The organism is Pseudoalteromonas sp. GB43 (genome assembly GCF_054923805.1).
Window position 1 is genome coordinate 2,253,020 of record NZ_JBPCHJ010000001.1, and the last position, 14,861, is coordinate 2,267,880.

Annotated in this window: 11 protein-coding genes and 2 pseudogenes; all 13 read left to right on the forward strand. The window is 37.0% G+C overall.

From position 1 onward, the window contains the following. Positions 1 to 11 precede the first annotated feature (11 nt). A pseudogene (locus ACRWSG_RS10780) lies at positions 12 to 2,268 on the forward strand (polysaccharide biosynthesis tyrosine autokinase). A 93-nt stretch (positions 2,269 to 2,361) separates the two neighbouring features. Continuing rightward, a pseudogene (gene wecB, locus ACRWSG_RS10785) lies at positions 2,362 to 3,481 on the forward strand (non-hydrolyzing UDP-N-acetylglucosamine 2-epimerase). Between the two features lie 130 nt (positions 3,482 to 3,611). Further along, positions 3,612 to 4,901, forward strand: coding sequence for a UDP-N-acetyl-D-mannosamine dehydrogenase (gene wecC / locus ACRWSG_RS10790; protein ID WP_462166252.1), 1,290 nt, complete (start codon positions 3,612 to 3,614; stop codon positions 4,899 to 4,901). Continuing rightward, positions 4,901 to 6,307, forward strand: a complete 1,407-nt coding sequence (locus tag ACRWSG_RS10795; protein WP_462166254.1) for a mannose-1-phosphate guanylyltransferase/mannose-6-phosphate isomerase — start codon at positions 4,901 to 4,903, stop codon at positions 6,305 to 6,307. The genes wecC and ACRWSG_RS10795 overlap by 1 nt, the downstream gene beginning before the upstream one ends. Positions 6,308 to 6,401: 94 nt before the next feature. Then, positions 6,402 to 7,838, forward strand: coding sequence for a phosphomannomutase (locus tag ACRWSG_RS10800; protein ID WP_462166255.1), 1,437 nt, complete (start codon positions 6,402 to 6,404; stop codon positions 7,836 to 7,838). Positions 7,839 to 7,842: 4 nt separating this feature from the next. Further along, positions 7,843 to 8,811 (forward strand): hypothetical protein, encoded by a 969-nt coding sequence (locus ACRWSG_RS10805; RefSeq protein WP_462166256.1) that lies wholly within the window; start codon positions 7,843 to 7,845, stop codon positions 8,809 to 8,811. After that, a complete protein-coding gene (locus ACRWSG_RS10810) occupies positions 8,808 to 10,109 on the forward strand; it encodes a hypothetical protein (protein ID WP_462166257.1) in 1,302 nt (433 codons plus the stop codon). The genes ACRWSG_RS10805 and ACRWSG_RS10810 overlap by 4 nt, the downstream gene beginning before the upstream one ends. Next, positions 10,099 to 11,304, forward strand: coding sequence for a lipopolysaccharide biosynthesis protein (locus ACRWSG_RS10815; RefSeq protein WP_462166258.1), 1,206 nt, complete (start codon positions 10,099 to 10,101; stop codon positions 11,302 to 11,304). Before ACRWSG_RS10810 ends, ACRWSG_RS10815 begins: the two co-directional genes overlap by 11 nt. A gap of 18 nt (positions 11,305 to 11,322) precedes the next feature. Further along, the gene (locus ACRWSG_RS10820) at positions 11,323 to 11,607 is read left to right on the forward strand and encodes a hypothetical protein (protein ID WP_462166259.1); all 285 of its coding nucleotides are present in this window, start codon (positions 11,323 to 11,325) and stop codon (positions 11,605 to 11,607) included. A gap of 19 nt (positions 11,608 to 11,626) precedes the next feature. After that, on the forward strand, positions 11,627 to 12,397 hold the full coding sequence (locus tag ACRWSG_RS10825; RefSeq protein ID WP_462166260.1) for a hypothetical protein: 771 nt from the start codon (positions 11,627 to 11,629) through the stop codon (positions 12,395 to 12,397). Further along, a complete protein-coding gene (locus tag ACRWSG_RS10830; RefSeq protein WP_462166261.1) occupies positions 12,397 to 13,614 on the forward strand; it encodes a glycosyltransferase family 4 protein in 1,218 nt (405 codons plus the stop codon). The genes ACRWSG_RS10825 and ACRWSG_RS10830 overlap by 1 nt, the downstream gene beginning before the upstream one ends. Continuing rightward, positions 13,611 to 14,207 carry a sugar transferase gene (locus ACRWSG_RS10835; RefSeq protein WP_462166262.1) on the forward strand — a complete coding sequence of 199 codons (597 nt, stop codon included), beginning with the start codon at positions 13,611 to 13,613 and terminating at the stop codon, positions 14,205 to 14,207. The genes ACRWSG_RS10830 and ACRWSG_RS10835 overlap by 4 nt, the downstream gene beginning before the upstream one ends. Next, on the forward strand, positions 14,200 to 14,856 hold the full coding sequence (locus tag ACRWSG_RS10840; protein ID WP_462166263.1) for an acetyltransferase: 657 nt from the start codon (positions 14,200 to 14,202) through the stop codon (positions 14,854 to 14,856). Before ACRWSG_RS10835 ends, ACRWSG_RS10840 begins: the two co-directional genes overlap by 8 nt. The last annotated feature ends 5 nt before the right edge of the window (positions 14,857 to 14,861 follow it).

The following is a 14,861-nucleotide window of genomic DNA, read 5'->3' on the forward strand; positions in this document are numbered from 1 at the left end:
AAGGCTAGTACATGAATGCTCAGCCCACTGCATTAGCAGCAAACAATAAACAAAATAGAACAACGCAAGACCAAACCAGTCAAGAAATCGATTTAATGGCGTTATTAGGCGCATTAATCGACCGTAAGTATTTTATTGCAGCCGTCACCGCAGTATTTATGACTGTGGGTGTGTTTTATGCGGTGTTTGCAACACCTGTTTACCAAGCAACAGCCATGATCCAAGTTGAAGACGGCGGTGCATCAGTACCAGGCTTTGATGATATGACCGGTATGTTCGAAAGTACCTCAGCCGCTGTAACCGAAATAGAGCTACTTAAGTCACGCTCAGTGATAGGCGAGGCCGTTGATACCTTAAAGCTTGATATAGTAGCTGAACCTAAACTATTCCCGGTAATTGGTAATAGAGCGTTTCGTAAATTTACCCCAATGGAAAGTGGCGATTTAGCAGAGCCTAGTGTAGGCGCATCAAGTTACGCTTGGGGTGGCGAGAGCATTGACGTATTTAGGTTTGATGTACCTCGCTCAGCGATTGGTGCTGGTTTTACACTCGTTGCAGGTGAGGGCACTGATAAAAATAAAAGCTTTACTTTGTTAAATGGTGAAGACGAAGTTATCTTACAAGGTAAAGTGGGCGAAGAGCTAAGTAATGGCAAATTTAACTTAACTATTCGCAGTTTAGTTGCTCGATCTGGAACTGAGTTTACATTAGTACGTAAAGAATCGCTTAAATACGATTTTAGACTTACAAGCTGCTATAGGTGCAAGCGAAAAAGGTAAAGACTCAGGTATTATTAATTTAAGCTTACAAAGTGAAAGCACACAGTTTGCCGAAAAAGTACTTGATAAAGTAGCGGCAATTTATGTGCGCCGAAATGTAGAGCGTAATAGCGCAGAGGCACAAAAATCACTCGAATTTTTAGAAGTACAACTACCTGAAGTTAAAAAGCAGCTAGAGTATGCTGAGCAGCGTTTTAACGATTATCAAATTAAACGCCAATCAATCAACATAACTCTTGAAACTCAAGGTGTGCTTGAGCAGGTAGTAGAGCTTGAAACTAAACTACAAGAGCTTGAACTAAAGCGCTTAGAGCTAAGCCGCAAATTTAAAGAAAGCCACCCAACCTACCAAGGTGTACTTGAGCAAATCGAAGCAGTACAAAAACAAAAGCAAAACTTAGTGGGTGAAGTGGGCAACCTGCCAGAAACACAACAAGAGCTACTACGTTTAAAACGTGATGTGGAAGTAAGCAACCAAATTTACACACTACTATTAAGTAAAACACAAGAGCTAGACATCGTACGCGCAGGCACAGTAGGTAATGTACGTATAATTGACCACGCTGAGGTTAACACCTCTAAGCCAGTTAAACCCAAAAAAGCATTAATAGTAGTAATGGTAACCATGCTGGGCGGCATGTTAGCGGTAGCAATTGTACTTATTCAAAAAGCAATCCATAAGGGCGTAGAAGACCCTAACGAGATTGAGGCACTAGGCTTGCCAGTTTACGCTAGCGTACCTTACTCAGATTACCAAGATAAACTTACAGGTTTTAGCCGTGCCCGTAAAAGTAAAGATAAACCAAAATCAATACTCGCGGTTGATAACCCTGCAGATTTATCGATAGAGGCGCTACGTAGCTTACGCACAAGTTTGCACTTTGCGATGATGGAGGCAAAAAATAATATTATTGCTATATCTGGCCCAAGTCCTGGTGTAGGTAAGTCGTTTATATCGGTTAACTTGGCAACAGTGCTGGCACAAAGTGGTAAAAAAGTACTGATCATCGATGCTGATATGCGCAAAGGCTACTTACAAACCCAGTTTGGTATGAAGTGGGACGATGGCTTAAGCGATTTATTATCGGGCCGACTTACGCTTGAGCAAGTAACAAAAACATCGCAAGTTCAAGGCTTAGATGTTATCACCCGTGGGCAAATACCGCCAAACCCATCTGAGTTATTAATGCATAGCAATTTTACTAAGTTGGTAGAGCAGGTAAAAGACAAATACGACATTATTATTATAGATACACCGCCAATTTTGGCCGTAACAGACCCTGCAATAGTAAGCGCGCATACAGGCACTACCTTGCTAGTAACACGCTTTGGTCAAAACCATGCCCGCGAAATAGAACTGACACGCAATCGTTTTGAGCAAAATGGCATTGATGTGAAAGGCGTGGTGTTTAATGGTGTAGTCAAAAAAGCGAGTAATGCGTATGGTTATTATGGGTATTACAATTATGAATATAAGTCGGGTAACTAAGCCTGCAAGTATTTATTATAACTATTTCATTGCGGCGTAATATTAGTCCCTTACGCTGCAAACCAAAATTAATTTATTCACCAAGGATTTTTTGTGAAAGTATTAACAGTATTCGGTACTCGCCCTGAAGCAATAAAAATGGCTCCATTAGTGCATGCACTTGCTAACGATACACGTTTTGAGGCAAAAGTATGTGTGACCGCACAGCATCGTGAAATGCTAGACCAAGTGCTCGAGCTATTTAAAATAACCCCTGAGTACGATTTAAACTTAATGAAAGCAGGGCAAACTCTACCTGAGGTAACAAGCCGTATTTTACTTGAGTTAACGCCAGTTCTAAAAGAGTTTAAACCTGATGTAGTGCTAGTTCATGGCGATACAGCAACAACATTTGCAGCAAGTTTAGCAGCCTATTACGAACAAATTGCTGTAAAGCCATGTAGAAGCGGGCTTACGTACAGGTAATATTTACTCACCTTGGCCAGAAGAAGCTAACCGTAAACTTACGGGAGCATTAACCAAGTATCACTTTGCACCTACAGAAACATCTAAACAAAACCTATTAAATGAAAATTATGCAGCTGAAAATATAAGCATTACTGGCAACACAGTGATTGATGCATTACTGATGGTTAAAGAACAAATTGAGAGTGATAGCGATCTTAATAACACTCTAGCTGCTCAATTCCCGATGCTTGATGCAAATAAAAAACTTATTTTAGTAACAGGACACCGCCGCGAAAGTTTTGGTGGTGGGTTTGAGCGTATTTGTGAGGCGTTAGCAAAAACAGCAAGTGCGCACCCTGATTGCCAAATATTGTACCCGGTACATTTAAACCCAAATGTACAAGAGCCGGTTAACCGCATATTAAGTGGTGTTGATAATGTTCATCTCATTGAGCCACAGCAGTATTTACCGTTTGTATATTTGATGAACCAAGCGCACATTATTTTAACAGATTCTGGTGGTATACAAGAAGAAGCACCAAGTTTAGGTAAACCAGTACTTGTTATGCGTGATACCACTGAGCGGCCAGAGGCTGTTGAAGCTGGCACTGTTAAACTAGTGGGTACAGATGTAACAAAAATTACCTCAGCGCTAAATGAATTACTAATTGATGATAAAGCATACAAAACAATGAGCCGTGCTCATAACCCTTATGGTGATGGAGAAGCATGTCAACGTATTTGTGATATTTTAGTTGGCAACTAATTAGCAGTAAGTTTATATCTCGGGAAGAAGTAATACAGTATATAAGGGAAAGTAAAGTACTTTCTCCCTTCTATAAATTAAGAATAACAGAGCTTTATGCTCGTAGACTGAATTAAGTAAAAGGAATACCATGTCTTTTAATACTATCTCTGTAATTGGCCTTGGTTATATTGGCCTTCCGACCGCAGCAATGTTTGCATCACGCAAAAAGAAAGTTATTGGTGTTGATGTTAATCAACATGCGGTAGATACAATTAATCGTGGCGAAATCCATATTGTAGAGCCTGATCTTGACATGATAGTACATGCAGCTGTAACTGAGGGCTTTTTAAAAGCAACACTAACGCCAGAGCCAGCAGATGCATTTTTAATTGCGGTACCTACACCGTTTAAAAACTCGAATGAAAACCAAGGCGATTCTTCAATCCCTGAACCAGATTTAAGTTATATACAAAAAGCAAGCGAGGCAATTGCTCCAGTACTTAAAAAAGGTGATTTAGTTATTTTAGAGTCTACATCACCAGTAGGTGCGACCGAGCAAATGGCGGAGTGGTTAGCACAGGCTCGCCCTGATTTAACATTCCCTTCACCTAATCAAGAGCATGCAGGTGATAATATTGATGTAAATGTAGCACATTGCCCTGAACGTGTATTACCTGGTCATGTAGTGCGTGAACTTGTTGAGAATGACCGCGTTATTGGCGGTATGACGGCTAAATGCTCTGCGCGTGCAGTAGAACTATACAAAACGTTTGTGCAAGGTGAGTGTGTAATCACCAATGCGCGTACAGCCGAAATGGCAAAACTAACAGAAAACTCATGCCGTGATGTACAAATAGCTTTTGCCAATGAGCTATCGATTATTTGCGATAAATTAAATATCGATGTTTGGGAGCTAATATCATTAGCTAACCGCCATCCTCGAATTAATATTCTACAGCCTGGACCTGGGGTTGGCGGCCACTGTATTGCAGTAGACCCATGGTTTATCGTGAGTAAAACACCTGAAGAAGCGCAAATTATCCACACAGCACGTAAGGTGAATGACGCAAAACCACAATGGGTAATTAATAAAGTTAAATTAGCTGTAGCTGACTTTTTACAAGCTAACCCAACTAAAACGGCAAAAGATGTCACTATTGCCTGTTATGGCTTGGCATTTAAACCTGATATTGATGATTTACGTGAAAGCCCAGCTTTAAATATTACTAAACAAATAGCTGAATTACATTCTGGCTCTGTTATCGCTGTTGAACCTAATATAGATGAGCTGCCAAGCAAGGTAAATACACTTCAGTTATCAAAATTTGAAACGGCAAAAAACACTGCAGATATTCACCTGTTGCTTGTTGATCATAAAGAGTTTAAAGGGATTTCCGTTAAAAGTAATTACCTAATCGATACAAAGGGTATATGGTAGTGATTTCACCAGTAATTATGGCCGGTGGTTCCGGTACTCGTTTATGGCCTCTTTCTAGAGGAAACTACCCAAAACAGTTTTTAAAACTTATTGGTAACCAAACAATGCTACAGCAGACAATCGGCAGACTACACGGTATTGAGCACAACCCGGTTATGCTGATTTGTAATGAAGAGCACCGCTTTATTGCAGCCGAACAATTACGCCAATTAGATATTGAGCACACAGGAATATTTTTAGAGCCAGTTGGACGTAACACAGCCCCTGCAGTTGCTTTAGCCGCATTTAAAGCCTTAGAAAATAACCAAGATCCACTGTTACTTGTTTTAGCTGCTGATCATGTAATTGAAGATCGACAGGCCTTTCACCGAGTGGTAATAGAAGCAACTGAACTTGCTGAGCATGGTAAATTGGTGACCTTTGGTATTGTTGGAGATAAGCCAGAAACAGGGTATGGCTATATTAAACGTGGCGCAGCTCTACAGCACGGTTTTGTTGTAGATGCTTTTGTAGAAAAGCCAGACTCAGCTACAGCCAAACAATATATAGAAAGTGGTGAATACTATTGGAATAGCGGTATGTTTTTATTTAAAGCGAGTCGCTACTTAGACGAGTTAAAAGCATTTCGCCCAGATATCTATGCAGCTTGCGAAAAAGCCATTGCAGTACAAAACAGTGATATGGACTTTATTCGCGTTGATAAAGCTGCTTTTGAGGCCTGCCCTGATGAGTCAATCGATTATGCAGTAATGGAGCGCACTAAAGATGCTGTTGTTGTGCCTATGGATGCAGGCTGGAGCGACGTAGGTGGTTTTGCAGCCCTTTGGGAAGTGTCTTCACAAGATGAAAATGGCAATGCCTTTAAAGGCGATGTAAAAGCGGTAGATACAAAGAATACGCTTGTATTTAGTGAAGACAAACTAGTTGCAACAGTAGGTGTTGAAGACCTAGTAATTGTAAACACAAAAGACGCTGTTTTAGTTGCCCATAAAGATAAATCACAAGAAGTAAAAGCAATTGTGAATCAGTTGAAAGCAGAGCAGCGCTCAGAAGTCACATTTCACCGTGAGGTTTATCGCCCTTGGGGTAAGTATGACTCAGTTGATAATGGTGAGCGATTCCAAGTTAAACGTATTACTGTAAAACCTGGCGCCAAATTATCTGTGCAAATGCATCATCATAGAGCAGAACACTGGATCGTTGTATCTGGTACAGCAAAAGTCCAAATAGATGATACAGAACAATTTGTAACTGAAAATGAATCTGTTTATATACCTATTACGGCAGTTCATGCATTAGAAAACCCAGGCAAAGTTGACTTAGAGTTAATCGAAGTACAATCGGGTTCGTACTTAGGTGAAGATGATATCGTGCGCTTTGAAGATCGTTATGGTCGAGTGAAGTAGGCGAAGACAAGACGTCAAATATTAAAATGCTGCTAGTGCAATTTATTTAGTGATGGCAGTATGCTTTTATAACGAATTAAAGAAATAGGTTTTTATGGATAGCAAACTAGTTTGCTCTGAAATCATTGCAAATAGCGGTATTGCATTTGGTACCAGTGGTGCGCGGGACCTCGTTAAAGATTTCACCCCCAATGTAAATGCGGCTTTTGCTGTGGCCTTTATATCATCAACAGTTAATAAATTTATTTTTGATACAGTAGCAATTGCTATAGATAACCGCCCAAGTAGTTATGCAATTGCACAGGCATGTGCAGAGGCACTAAAACAGAGCGGGTTGAATGTTGTGTATTATGGTGTAGTACCAACCCCAGCACTAGCCTACAAGGCAATGCAAGATGGTATGCCAGCAATTATGGTTACGGGTAGTCATATTCCATTTGACCGTAATGGCTTGAAGTTTTACCGACCAGATGGTGAGATTAGTAAAGATGATGAATTAGCAATTGTTAGCTCGTCTACTAGCTTTACCTCAGTTGAAACTAAGCTAAAAGCTTTACATGTTGATAACAGTGCAACTGAAGTGTATGTAAAGCGTTATTCAAGCTTATTTAGTGCTGATGCCTTAAAAGGAAAAAAGATAGGTATTTATGAACACTCAAGTGCGGGACGCGATATTTACAAGCAATTATTTGAGTTACTTGGTGCTGAAGTAACCAGCTTAGAGCGAACAAATACTTTTGTACCGATAGATACAGAGGCAGTATCAGTCGCAGATCAGAAAAAAGCAATAGATTGGTCAGTAGAGTATGGGTTTGATGCCATTTTTTCGACAGATGGTGATGGTGATAGACCATTGATTGCAGATGAAAAAGGGCAGTGGCTAAGAGGTGATGTATTAGGGTTGCTGTGCAGTCAATTATTAAAAGTTGAAGCCTTAGCAGTACCCGTAAGTTGCAACACAGCAATAGAAAAGTCATCAAGCTTTAAAGAAGTTGTGCGAACAAAAATAGGTTCACCTTATGTGATTAGTGAATTTGAAAAATTGGCAGAGCGCAACTCCAGTGTGGCAGGTTTTGAGGCGAATGGTGGGTATTTACTAGCGTCAGATATGGAAGTCGGTAATGGTACATTAAAAGCGTTACCTACGCGAGATGCGCTGCTGCCAGCCTTTGTAGTGCTAACTCAAGAAAAGTCTTTATCTCAGTTGGTTGATGGTTTGCCTGCAAGGTATACGGCAAGTGATCGTCTGCAAAACTTTGCAAGAGAGAAAAGCCTCACTTTTATTGATAGTATTAGAGAGAATCCAGGCTATTTTCTGTCTCAATTAGGCTACGATGAAAGATATAAAATTGATGAAGTCGATGGGTTAAGAATAGAAGTTGCTTCAGGTGATATTATCCATATAAGACCATCAGGCAATGCACCTGAGCTTCGGTTTTATAGTGAAAGCTTTTCGTTGTTTGAGGCGAAATACAAATTAAATAGCTGTATGGCTTTACTTGTATCAAAAGTGGATAATTGGAGTGAGTAGTAAAGTGGACAAAATAGTTTTATATGAAGGCATGAGTCCAAGAGGTCATGTAGAGCTAACAAAATTTTATCATAAGAGTTTAAAAAGCTTGGATTCTCAACTTTATGTTGGCAAAAGCTTGAAAGACTACTTTCCTAACACTCAAAATGTTAATTTTTTTGATGATGGGTTATTGTTAAAAGGTAAGTATTTTTCAAGGTTGTTCTTCATTTTAAATACATTAAAGTTATATAGTTATTGCCATAAAGAAAAAGTAAACAAGGTGGTGTTCCTCTCATATAATGCAAATGTTATGTTTTTGTTAGTATGGATTGCAAGCATCTTAAAGCTGAAAGTATATTGCTTTGAACATAATACCGTCCCAAGCAGCTCAAAAATAAAAGCTTTTTTACAAAAGCTATGTACAAAAAGGCTAGTGAGGTTGTGTTTTATGCCTGACGCTGTTAATTTCTATAAAAAATTAAATTTGACAAGTATTTATATTCCACACCCTTTTCTAAATGTTGAAATCTTAAATAATATTAAGGGGGCTAGTAATATAAGGGAACAAGGTAAGTACTCTCGTTTAGTGTTTTGTCCTAGTGGGCAAAGTGATCTTAACCGAATAATAAATAGGGCAAAAGAAAATCCGGATGTTTTTTTCTTAGTTAAGTCTAGAGAGAAGATCGATGTAAATAATATAAAGGCAATCCCTTATTTGGATAATTATTATGAGACACTAAAGTCATGTGACCTAGTTTATTTACCAATAGATTTTGACTTTAGAGTGTCAGGACCTTTTTTTGAATCTATTGCTTTTGGTAAACCTGTTTTTATTGATGGTGATGGTTTATTTACTCAGTATGCTTTTTCTGAATTCAGAAATTGCATAGTTAATAATTTTAACGTTGATAGCATTAACTCTTATAGAATCGACTATGAAGCATATAATCAATTTGTAAGAAGTAAGTTACTAAGAGTTATTTCTAGATGAATTTAGCTTATTCTTGGCTTAGTTTACAGTTTCTAATCGCACTGCCACTCTCATTCTTAGCAGCCCAAAGGTTAGTCCTGGATTCAATAAATATATATATTTGTATTTTATTTTATTTTACTTCTATTTATTTATACTTTATAAAAAAAGTAAAAGAGGCAAATGCATATCTTATTTTTTCTGTTTTTGTCAGTGTTGATATAGGCTTGGTTTATAACTCCACCCCCTCTTTTTTACGCTATGTTATTTATGTGACAATTATTTTTTTATTTTTGGTAAATACTGAATTTAATAGAGCTAAGGTGGGTTGGTATTTTGTTTTCATTGGTTTAGTTATATTTAAGTCATTATTTTCTCTAACCTTAGGTTACCCAGTAAGTATTAATCATGTGATCAGCGATATAACTTTTTTATTATTGGTTTTTATTTCTTTTTGCACAGCAGAATCCAAGCTTGCTAAATATGACGTATGTTATAGGACATTATTCTTTTTGATTCTGTTTTTTTTATTTGGAGAGTTACTGAATAGTACTTTTTTTGAGTTGTCTATACATGGCTACATGAGCTATGATACAACGAAGGCTTTAATTGTATTTCCTCTCTTTTATATGCTCTGTAAAAGCTCATCAAATATCCTTAAGATTTTTATCTTTTGTATAACATCTTTTGTTATAGTCATGTATGTAACCAGAATGATTGTGCTTTCAACATTCATTGTAATTTTCTTACTGTTTTTGAAAAATATAACATTGAAAAATTCTTTAATTTTTATGCTAGCTCTCTTATTTTCTCCTCTTTTTATTGGGAGTGTCGATGTACTTTATGGTTATAAAGCAACTAGTTCATTCATCAATGCTTTTGATTCTGAATCATTAATAGTGGCACTTGAAAAGCTGGATCCTATACGGGTTGCTGAACAAAGAATGCTCTTTTCTCGTAATCCAGTTGATATATTGTTTGGTACCGGAGTCGGTTTCGGTTTTTTTGATAAAGATTCAATTTTTTCATTTGTAAATAACAGCATGGCAGCTTTTACTGACGAAGAAATGTATAGTAGAAACTTTTTTAATTTCCATGATGTGTGGGTAGATTATGGCTATAGGTTTGGTATACTTTTTTTTATAATATATTTTTCCTTTTTAATTAAAAAGATACAGCTTAAAGATCCTAATGTCCGTTTAGTTTCAGCTATATTAATTGTGTTGAGCTTTTGCTCTTTCTTTAGTACGCCAGGGCTGCTATTGATATCTTTCTTTTTCTTAAACCTTCGCTATAGGTTATTAGTGCGTGAAAGTTAATAATTTCTTATATCAATTGCTGTTTTTACTTAAAAATAATGCTCTTTCTTCAGTGTTAGCTTATGCCGTTTCTATATTGCTTGCTAGGGAGTTAGATCCTGAAGGTTTTGGTTTTTACTCTTATGCTTTAGTAATTTCTTCAATTGCAACAGTGGTGGTTAATTATTCAACAGATTCAACAGCTGTAATATTTCTTTCTAAGTATAATCAAGATAAATTAAAAGTTTTTAGCTTATTATATTCCCTTAGATTACTTTTATATTTTATTTACTTGGTTTTTCTTCTGAGTGTTAGTTTTTATGACTCACAGCTTTCATTGTCTTTGTTTTTTTTGTCCCTTCCGATGTTAAATTTGTCTTTTCTATTTGAAATTAATAAAGAAAATGTTAGATATTCTTATTTTTTTATGTTTGAGAGGCTATTATATTGTGCTTTAATTCTACTTTTGTATTTTTTCGAACATTTGAACTTAAGCTTGGTGTTTATTACTCTTTTTTTAAGTTCTATTTTTAGCCTATATTTACAGTTTCATTACTATAGGCTAAATGTTACGAAATTCAATTTTGCAAATGTTTTTAGTTTAAAAAGTGTACTAAAAGCTAATTTATATCTTGTTCTAGTTGCTCTTTCAACTCTTTCATACGGTGGGTTTAGCCGTATGATAGTTGAACATAAGCTTGGTTTATTTTTACTTGGTATTTATTCTGCTTCTTGGCAATTAATAAAAGTAGGTACATTGTTCCAATCTCAATTAGATAGAGTATGGCGGCTTGATTTAGCAACGGCTTTATTAAATAAAGACTTTGCAATGTTTAAAGAGGCCCTAATCAAATACTTTACTTTTGGCACTGTTCCCATATCTTTTGGGGCCTGCTTTATTTATTATTTTTCAGATTTTATTACTTTTTACCTTTATAGTGATGACTATAAGGGAATGGAAGATATCCTTGGTTATATTTCATTTTATTTAGTCGTTATTAATTTAGATGGTTTAGTTCGAATTCTTTGGAATGCTGTCGGTGATAGGAGGTTTTACTTTTTCATAAACTTTGTCGTGAGCTTTACTATGTTGTTAGCTATGGCATTTTATATTGAGAGTAAAGAGATCGTCACTTATGTAAGAGCAGTTGTTTTTTCTCACTTTTTATCGGTATTAGCCCTTTTTTACTTTTTCTCAAGAAAAAAGTATTTCTAAATTTGAAGGAGTGTTTGGTTGAGTAATTTATTTTTTTTTGTTAAGACCCAGAATCTTAATACAGATCGCCGTGTTCAAAGAGAGTTGAAATCTTTATGTCGAAGTTATGAAAACATCGACTTGGTTTACGCTTCGAATGATATGTATCATCAACCAGAGTGGTCATCAAAAAAAATAAAGTTAGTGGGAGGAGCTGCGCCTAAAAACTTTTTTATTCGTTTTTTTGGAATTGCAGTTTTGTTTTTTATCTTTTCTTTATTATCGAAAAAGAAATGTAGAGGGCTCTTTAATCTGGATTTGTGATCCGGTTTTATTTCCCTTAGTGTTATTACTCTCTTATTCTGGGGGGAAAATTGTTTGGGATCATCATGAGCTGCCGCCATCATGGTTGCTACAAAGTAAGTTTTTTAGTGCTATTTTTAAGAAAGCTTATTCTCGCGTCTTTATAAACATACATTGCAACAACTCTCGTAAAGATTACTTAGAGAAAAAATTAAACTTTTTTCATGATAGAGCTTTAATTATGCCAAATCTCCCTGAACAATCTGAGTTAGAAGCCGTGAAGCCAATTAATTTGCCTTATAATGAGAATGGTAAGGTTGTTTTTTTGCAAAATTCAATGATACCACAAAGATGTGGCTATCAGATTTTAGAGGCACTAAAAATTTCTGGTTATAAAGCTCTGCATGCAGGCTCTAGTGCGACAATTGATGACAAGTCTGTTGTCTATAGCTTAGGCTCTTTATCTTTAGAGGAGATTAGCTATTGTTTAGATCATTCAAAATTTACAATTGTTACTTATAAAAGTAACTCACTGAATCAGAAGTACTGCGAACCGAACCGCCTATATCATGCAATGGCTAGAGGCTCAGCAATTATTGCTGGTAACAATCCTACAATAATTGAAATTTTAGCAGATTACCCTAATAAAGTTATCTTAGCTGATGATGGCAGTAATAGTAATTATATTGTTGATGCAATTAAGGAAATAGAAAAAATGGAGTTAAAGAGCTTTAATTATAAGGATTTTTGGAGCTCAAAATTTGCTGAAGTTTTAAGCTATATCGCCCCCGAAAAACTTGGTGTGAAGTAATGGAAGTCTTATATTTTCACCAGCACTTTTCCACTCCCAGTGGTTCTACAGGTATACGGTCATATGAAATGGTACAGCGTTTACTGAAGCATGGGCACCAAGTTACTATGGTTTGTGGTAGTTATGGAGGAGGTGAAACTGGCTTAACCCTAGATTTTATTAAAGGGCGCAGGGAAGGTGTGGTTGATGGTATTCATATTATAGAATTTGATTTAGCTTATTCAAATGCTGATGGGTTAATAAAGCGAGCTGGTACTTTTTTAAAGTTTGCTTTAAAAAGTATTGGGATTGCGTTAACGCATAAATACGATGTGGTTTTTGCAACAACAACGCCTTTAACTGCTGGTATACCTGGAATATTTGCGCGCTGGCTTAGAGGCAAGCCTTTTGTATTTGAGGTTCGTGATTTATGGCCTGAGTTACCAAAAGAGATGGGGGTAATCACAAACCCGCTAGTGTTAGCTGCAATGTCTATTTTAGAATGGTGCTCTTATCGTTCAGCGCATCGTTGTATTGGTTTATCGCCGGGTATCGTTGAAGGTATAAAAAAACGAGGGGTTAAAGCAAGCAAAATAGAGTTAGTACCAAATGGCTGTGATTTAAATATTTTTGCAAATGAGACTAACGCGTGGAGACCAGAAGGTGTTGCTGAAAATGAGCTAATGGCTATTTTTACGGGCACACATGGTATGGCTAATGGTTTAGATGCTGCGTTAGATGCTGCTGTTGAGTTGAAAAAGCGTGGCCGCCTTGATATTAAGTTAGTTTTAGTTGGCCAAGGAAAGTTAAAAGAGCAATTACAGCTGCGTGCTAATGAAGAACAATTGGACAATGTAATTTTTCATTCACCAGTTAATAAAGCAAAACTTGCAGAATTAATGAAGGGTGCAGATATTGGCATGCAGCTACTTGCTAACGTACCTGCTTTTTACTTTGGTACATCACCCAATAAGTTTTTTGATTATATTTCAGCAGGCCTACCCGTTTTAAATAATTACCCAGGTTGGCTTGCTAGCATGATTAAACAACACAACTGTGGGTACTCAGTTGAACCTGAGAACCCACAGGCATTCGCAGATGCACTTGAACATGCTGCAGATAATAAAAACTTATTACCAGAAATGGGCAATAGAGCGCAAATGCTGGCGAAGCAAGAGTTTAATCGCCATAACCTTGCTGATAAATGGGTAATATGGGTAACTGGAGCCGTAAAATGAAGCGAGCTTTTGACTTTATAGTAGCTTTTTGTACTTTGTTAACTTTGTTACCTGTTATTTTTATTGTTGCTTTACTGATCCGCTTTAAATTAGGCTCGCCTATCTTGTTCACACAAGACCGCCCAGGTCTCAATGGCACTGTATTTAAAATGATGAAGTTTAGGACCATGCTCGATGGTAAAGATAAGCATGGTAATTTATTACCTGACAATGAGCGAATGACCAAATTTGGCGCTTTTTTACGTTCCACTAGCCTTGACGAGTTACCTGGGCTATTTAATGTACTCAAGGGCGATATGAGCTTAGTAGGATCAAGGCCATTGTTGGTGCAATATCTACCACTTTATAGTACCGAGCAAGCTCGCCGCCATAATGTTCGCCCTGGTATTACTGGTTGGGCGCAAGTAAATGGTCGTAATGCCATTAGTTGGGAGGACAAATTTAAGCTCGATGTATGGTACGTTGATAACCAAAGCTTTTGGCTCGATTTAAAAATACTATTTTTAACGGTTAAAAAAGTATTTGTTCGAGAAGGTATTAGTGCAGACGGTCATGTAACTATAGAGCCTTTTAAAGGCACAAAGAATGAATAACCAAATTAAAAAATTAGCTATTTTAGGAGCAAGTGGGCACGGTAAAGTAGTTGCCGATTTGGCTGAGCAACTAGGTTACGAAGTTAATTTTTATGATGATGCTTACCCAACAAAAACACAACTAGAGCACTGGGATATAGTCGGTACTTTTAACGACTTATTAGCTTGTAAAGTCGAAAATGTTGAGGTGATTGTTGCAATTGGCAACAACGTAGTTCGAAAACAAAAATGTAATGAGCTAAAGCAATTCGGTTTTGATTTAGCTAGGTTAATACATCCCTCCGCAACTGTAAGTCAGTACGCAAAAGTAGCAGAGGGTACTGTAGTATTGACTGGTGCAGTCATTAATGCCTTTGCAGAAATAGGCCATGGTTGCATAATAAATACATCAGCAGTTATTGAGCACGATACTAAAATAGGTAAGTATTCGCATATTTGTCCGAATACAGCTTTGGCTGGTGCTGTTACTATTGGTGAATGCTGCTGGATTGGTATTGGCAGTCATGTTATTCAATTAATATCAGTAGGTGATTACACCTTCGTAGGTGCAGGTAGTGTAGTCGTTAAAAACTTGCCTGCAAATGTAACTGCTTTTGGTTCGCCAGCAGTCGTAGTTAAAAGCGATAAAATAGTAAATGATCGCTCTTAAATGGA

Bases quoted from the DNA above. Each gene is read 5' to 3' on its own strand.
- ACRWSG_RS10835 (WP_462166262.1), top strand. From the start codon at position 13,611: ATGAAGCGAGCTTTTGACTTTATAGTAGCTTTTTGTACTTTGTTAACT.
- ACRWSG_RS10800 (WP_462166255.1), top strand. From the start codon at position 6,402: ATGGATAGCAAACTAGTTTGCTCTGAAATCATTGCAAATAGCGGTATT.
- ACRWSG_RS10830 (WP_462166261.1), top strand. From the start codon at position 12,397: ATGGAAGTCTTATATTTTCACCAGCACTTTTCCACTCCCAGTGGTTCT.
- ACRWSG_RS10840 (WP_462166263.1), top strand. From the start codon at position 14,200: ATGAATAACCAAATTAAAAAATTAGCTATTTTAGGAGCAAGTGGGCAC.
- wecC (WP_462166252.1), top strand. From the start codon at position 3,612: ATGTCTTTTAATACTATCTCTGTAATTGGCCTTGGTTATATTGGCCTT.
- ACRWSG_RS10810 (WP_462166257.1), top strand. From the start codon at position 8,808: ATGAATTTAGCTTATTCTTGGCTTAGTTTACAGTTTCTAATCGCACTG.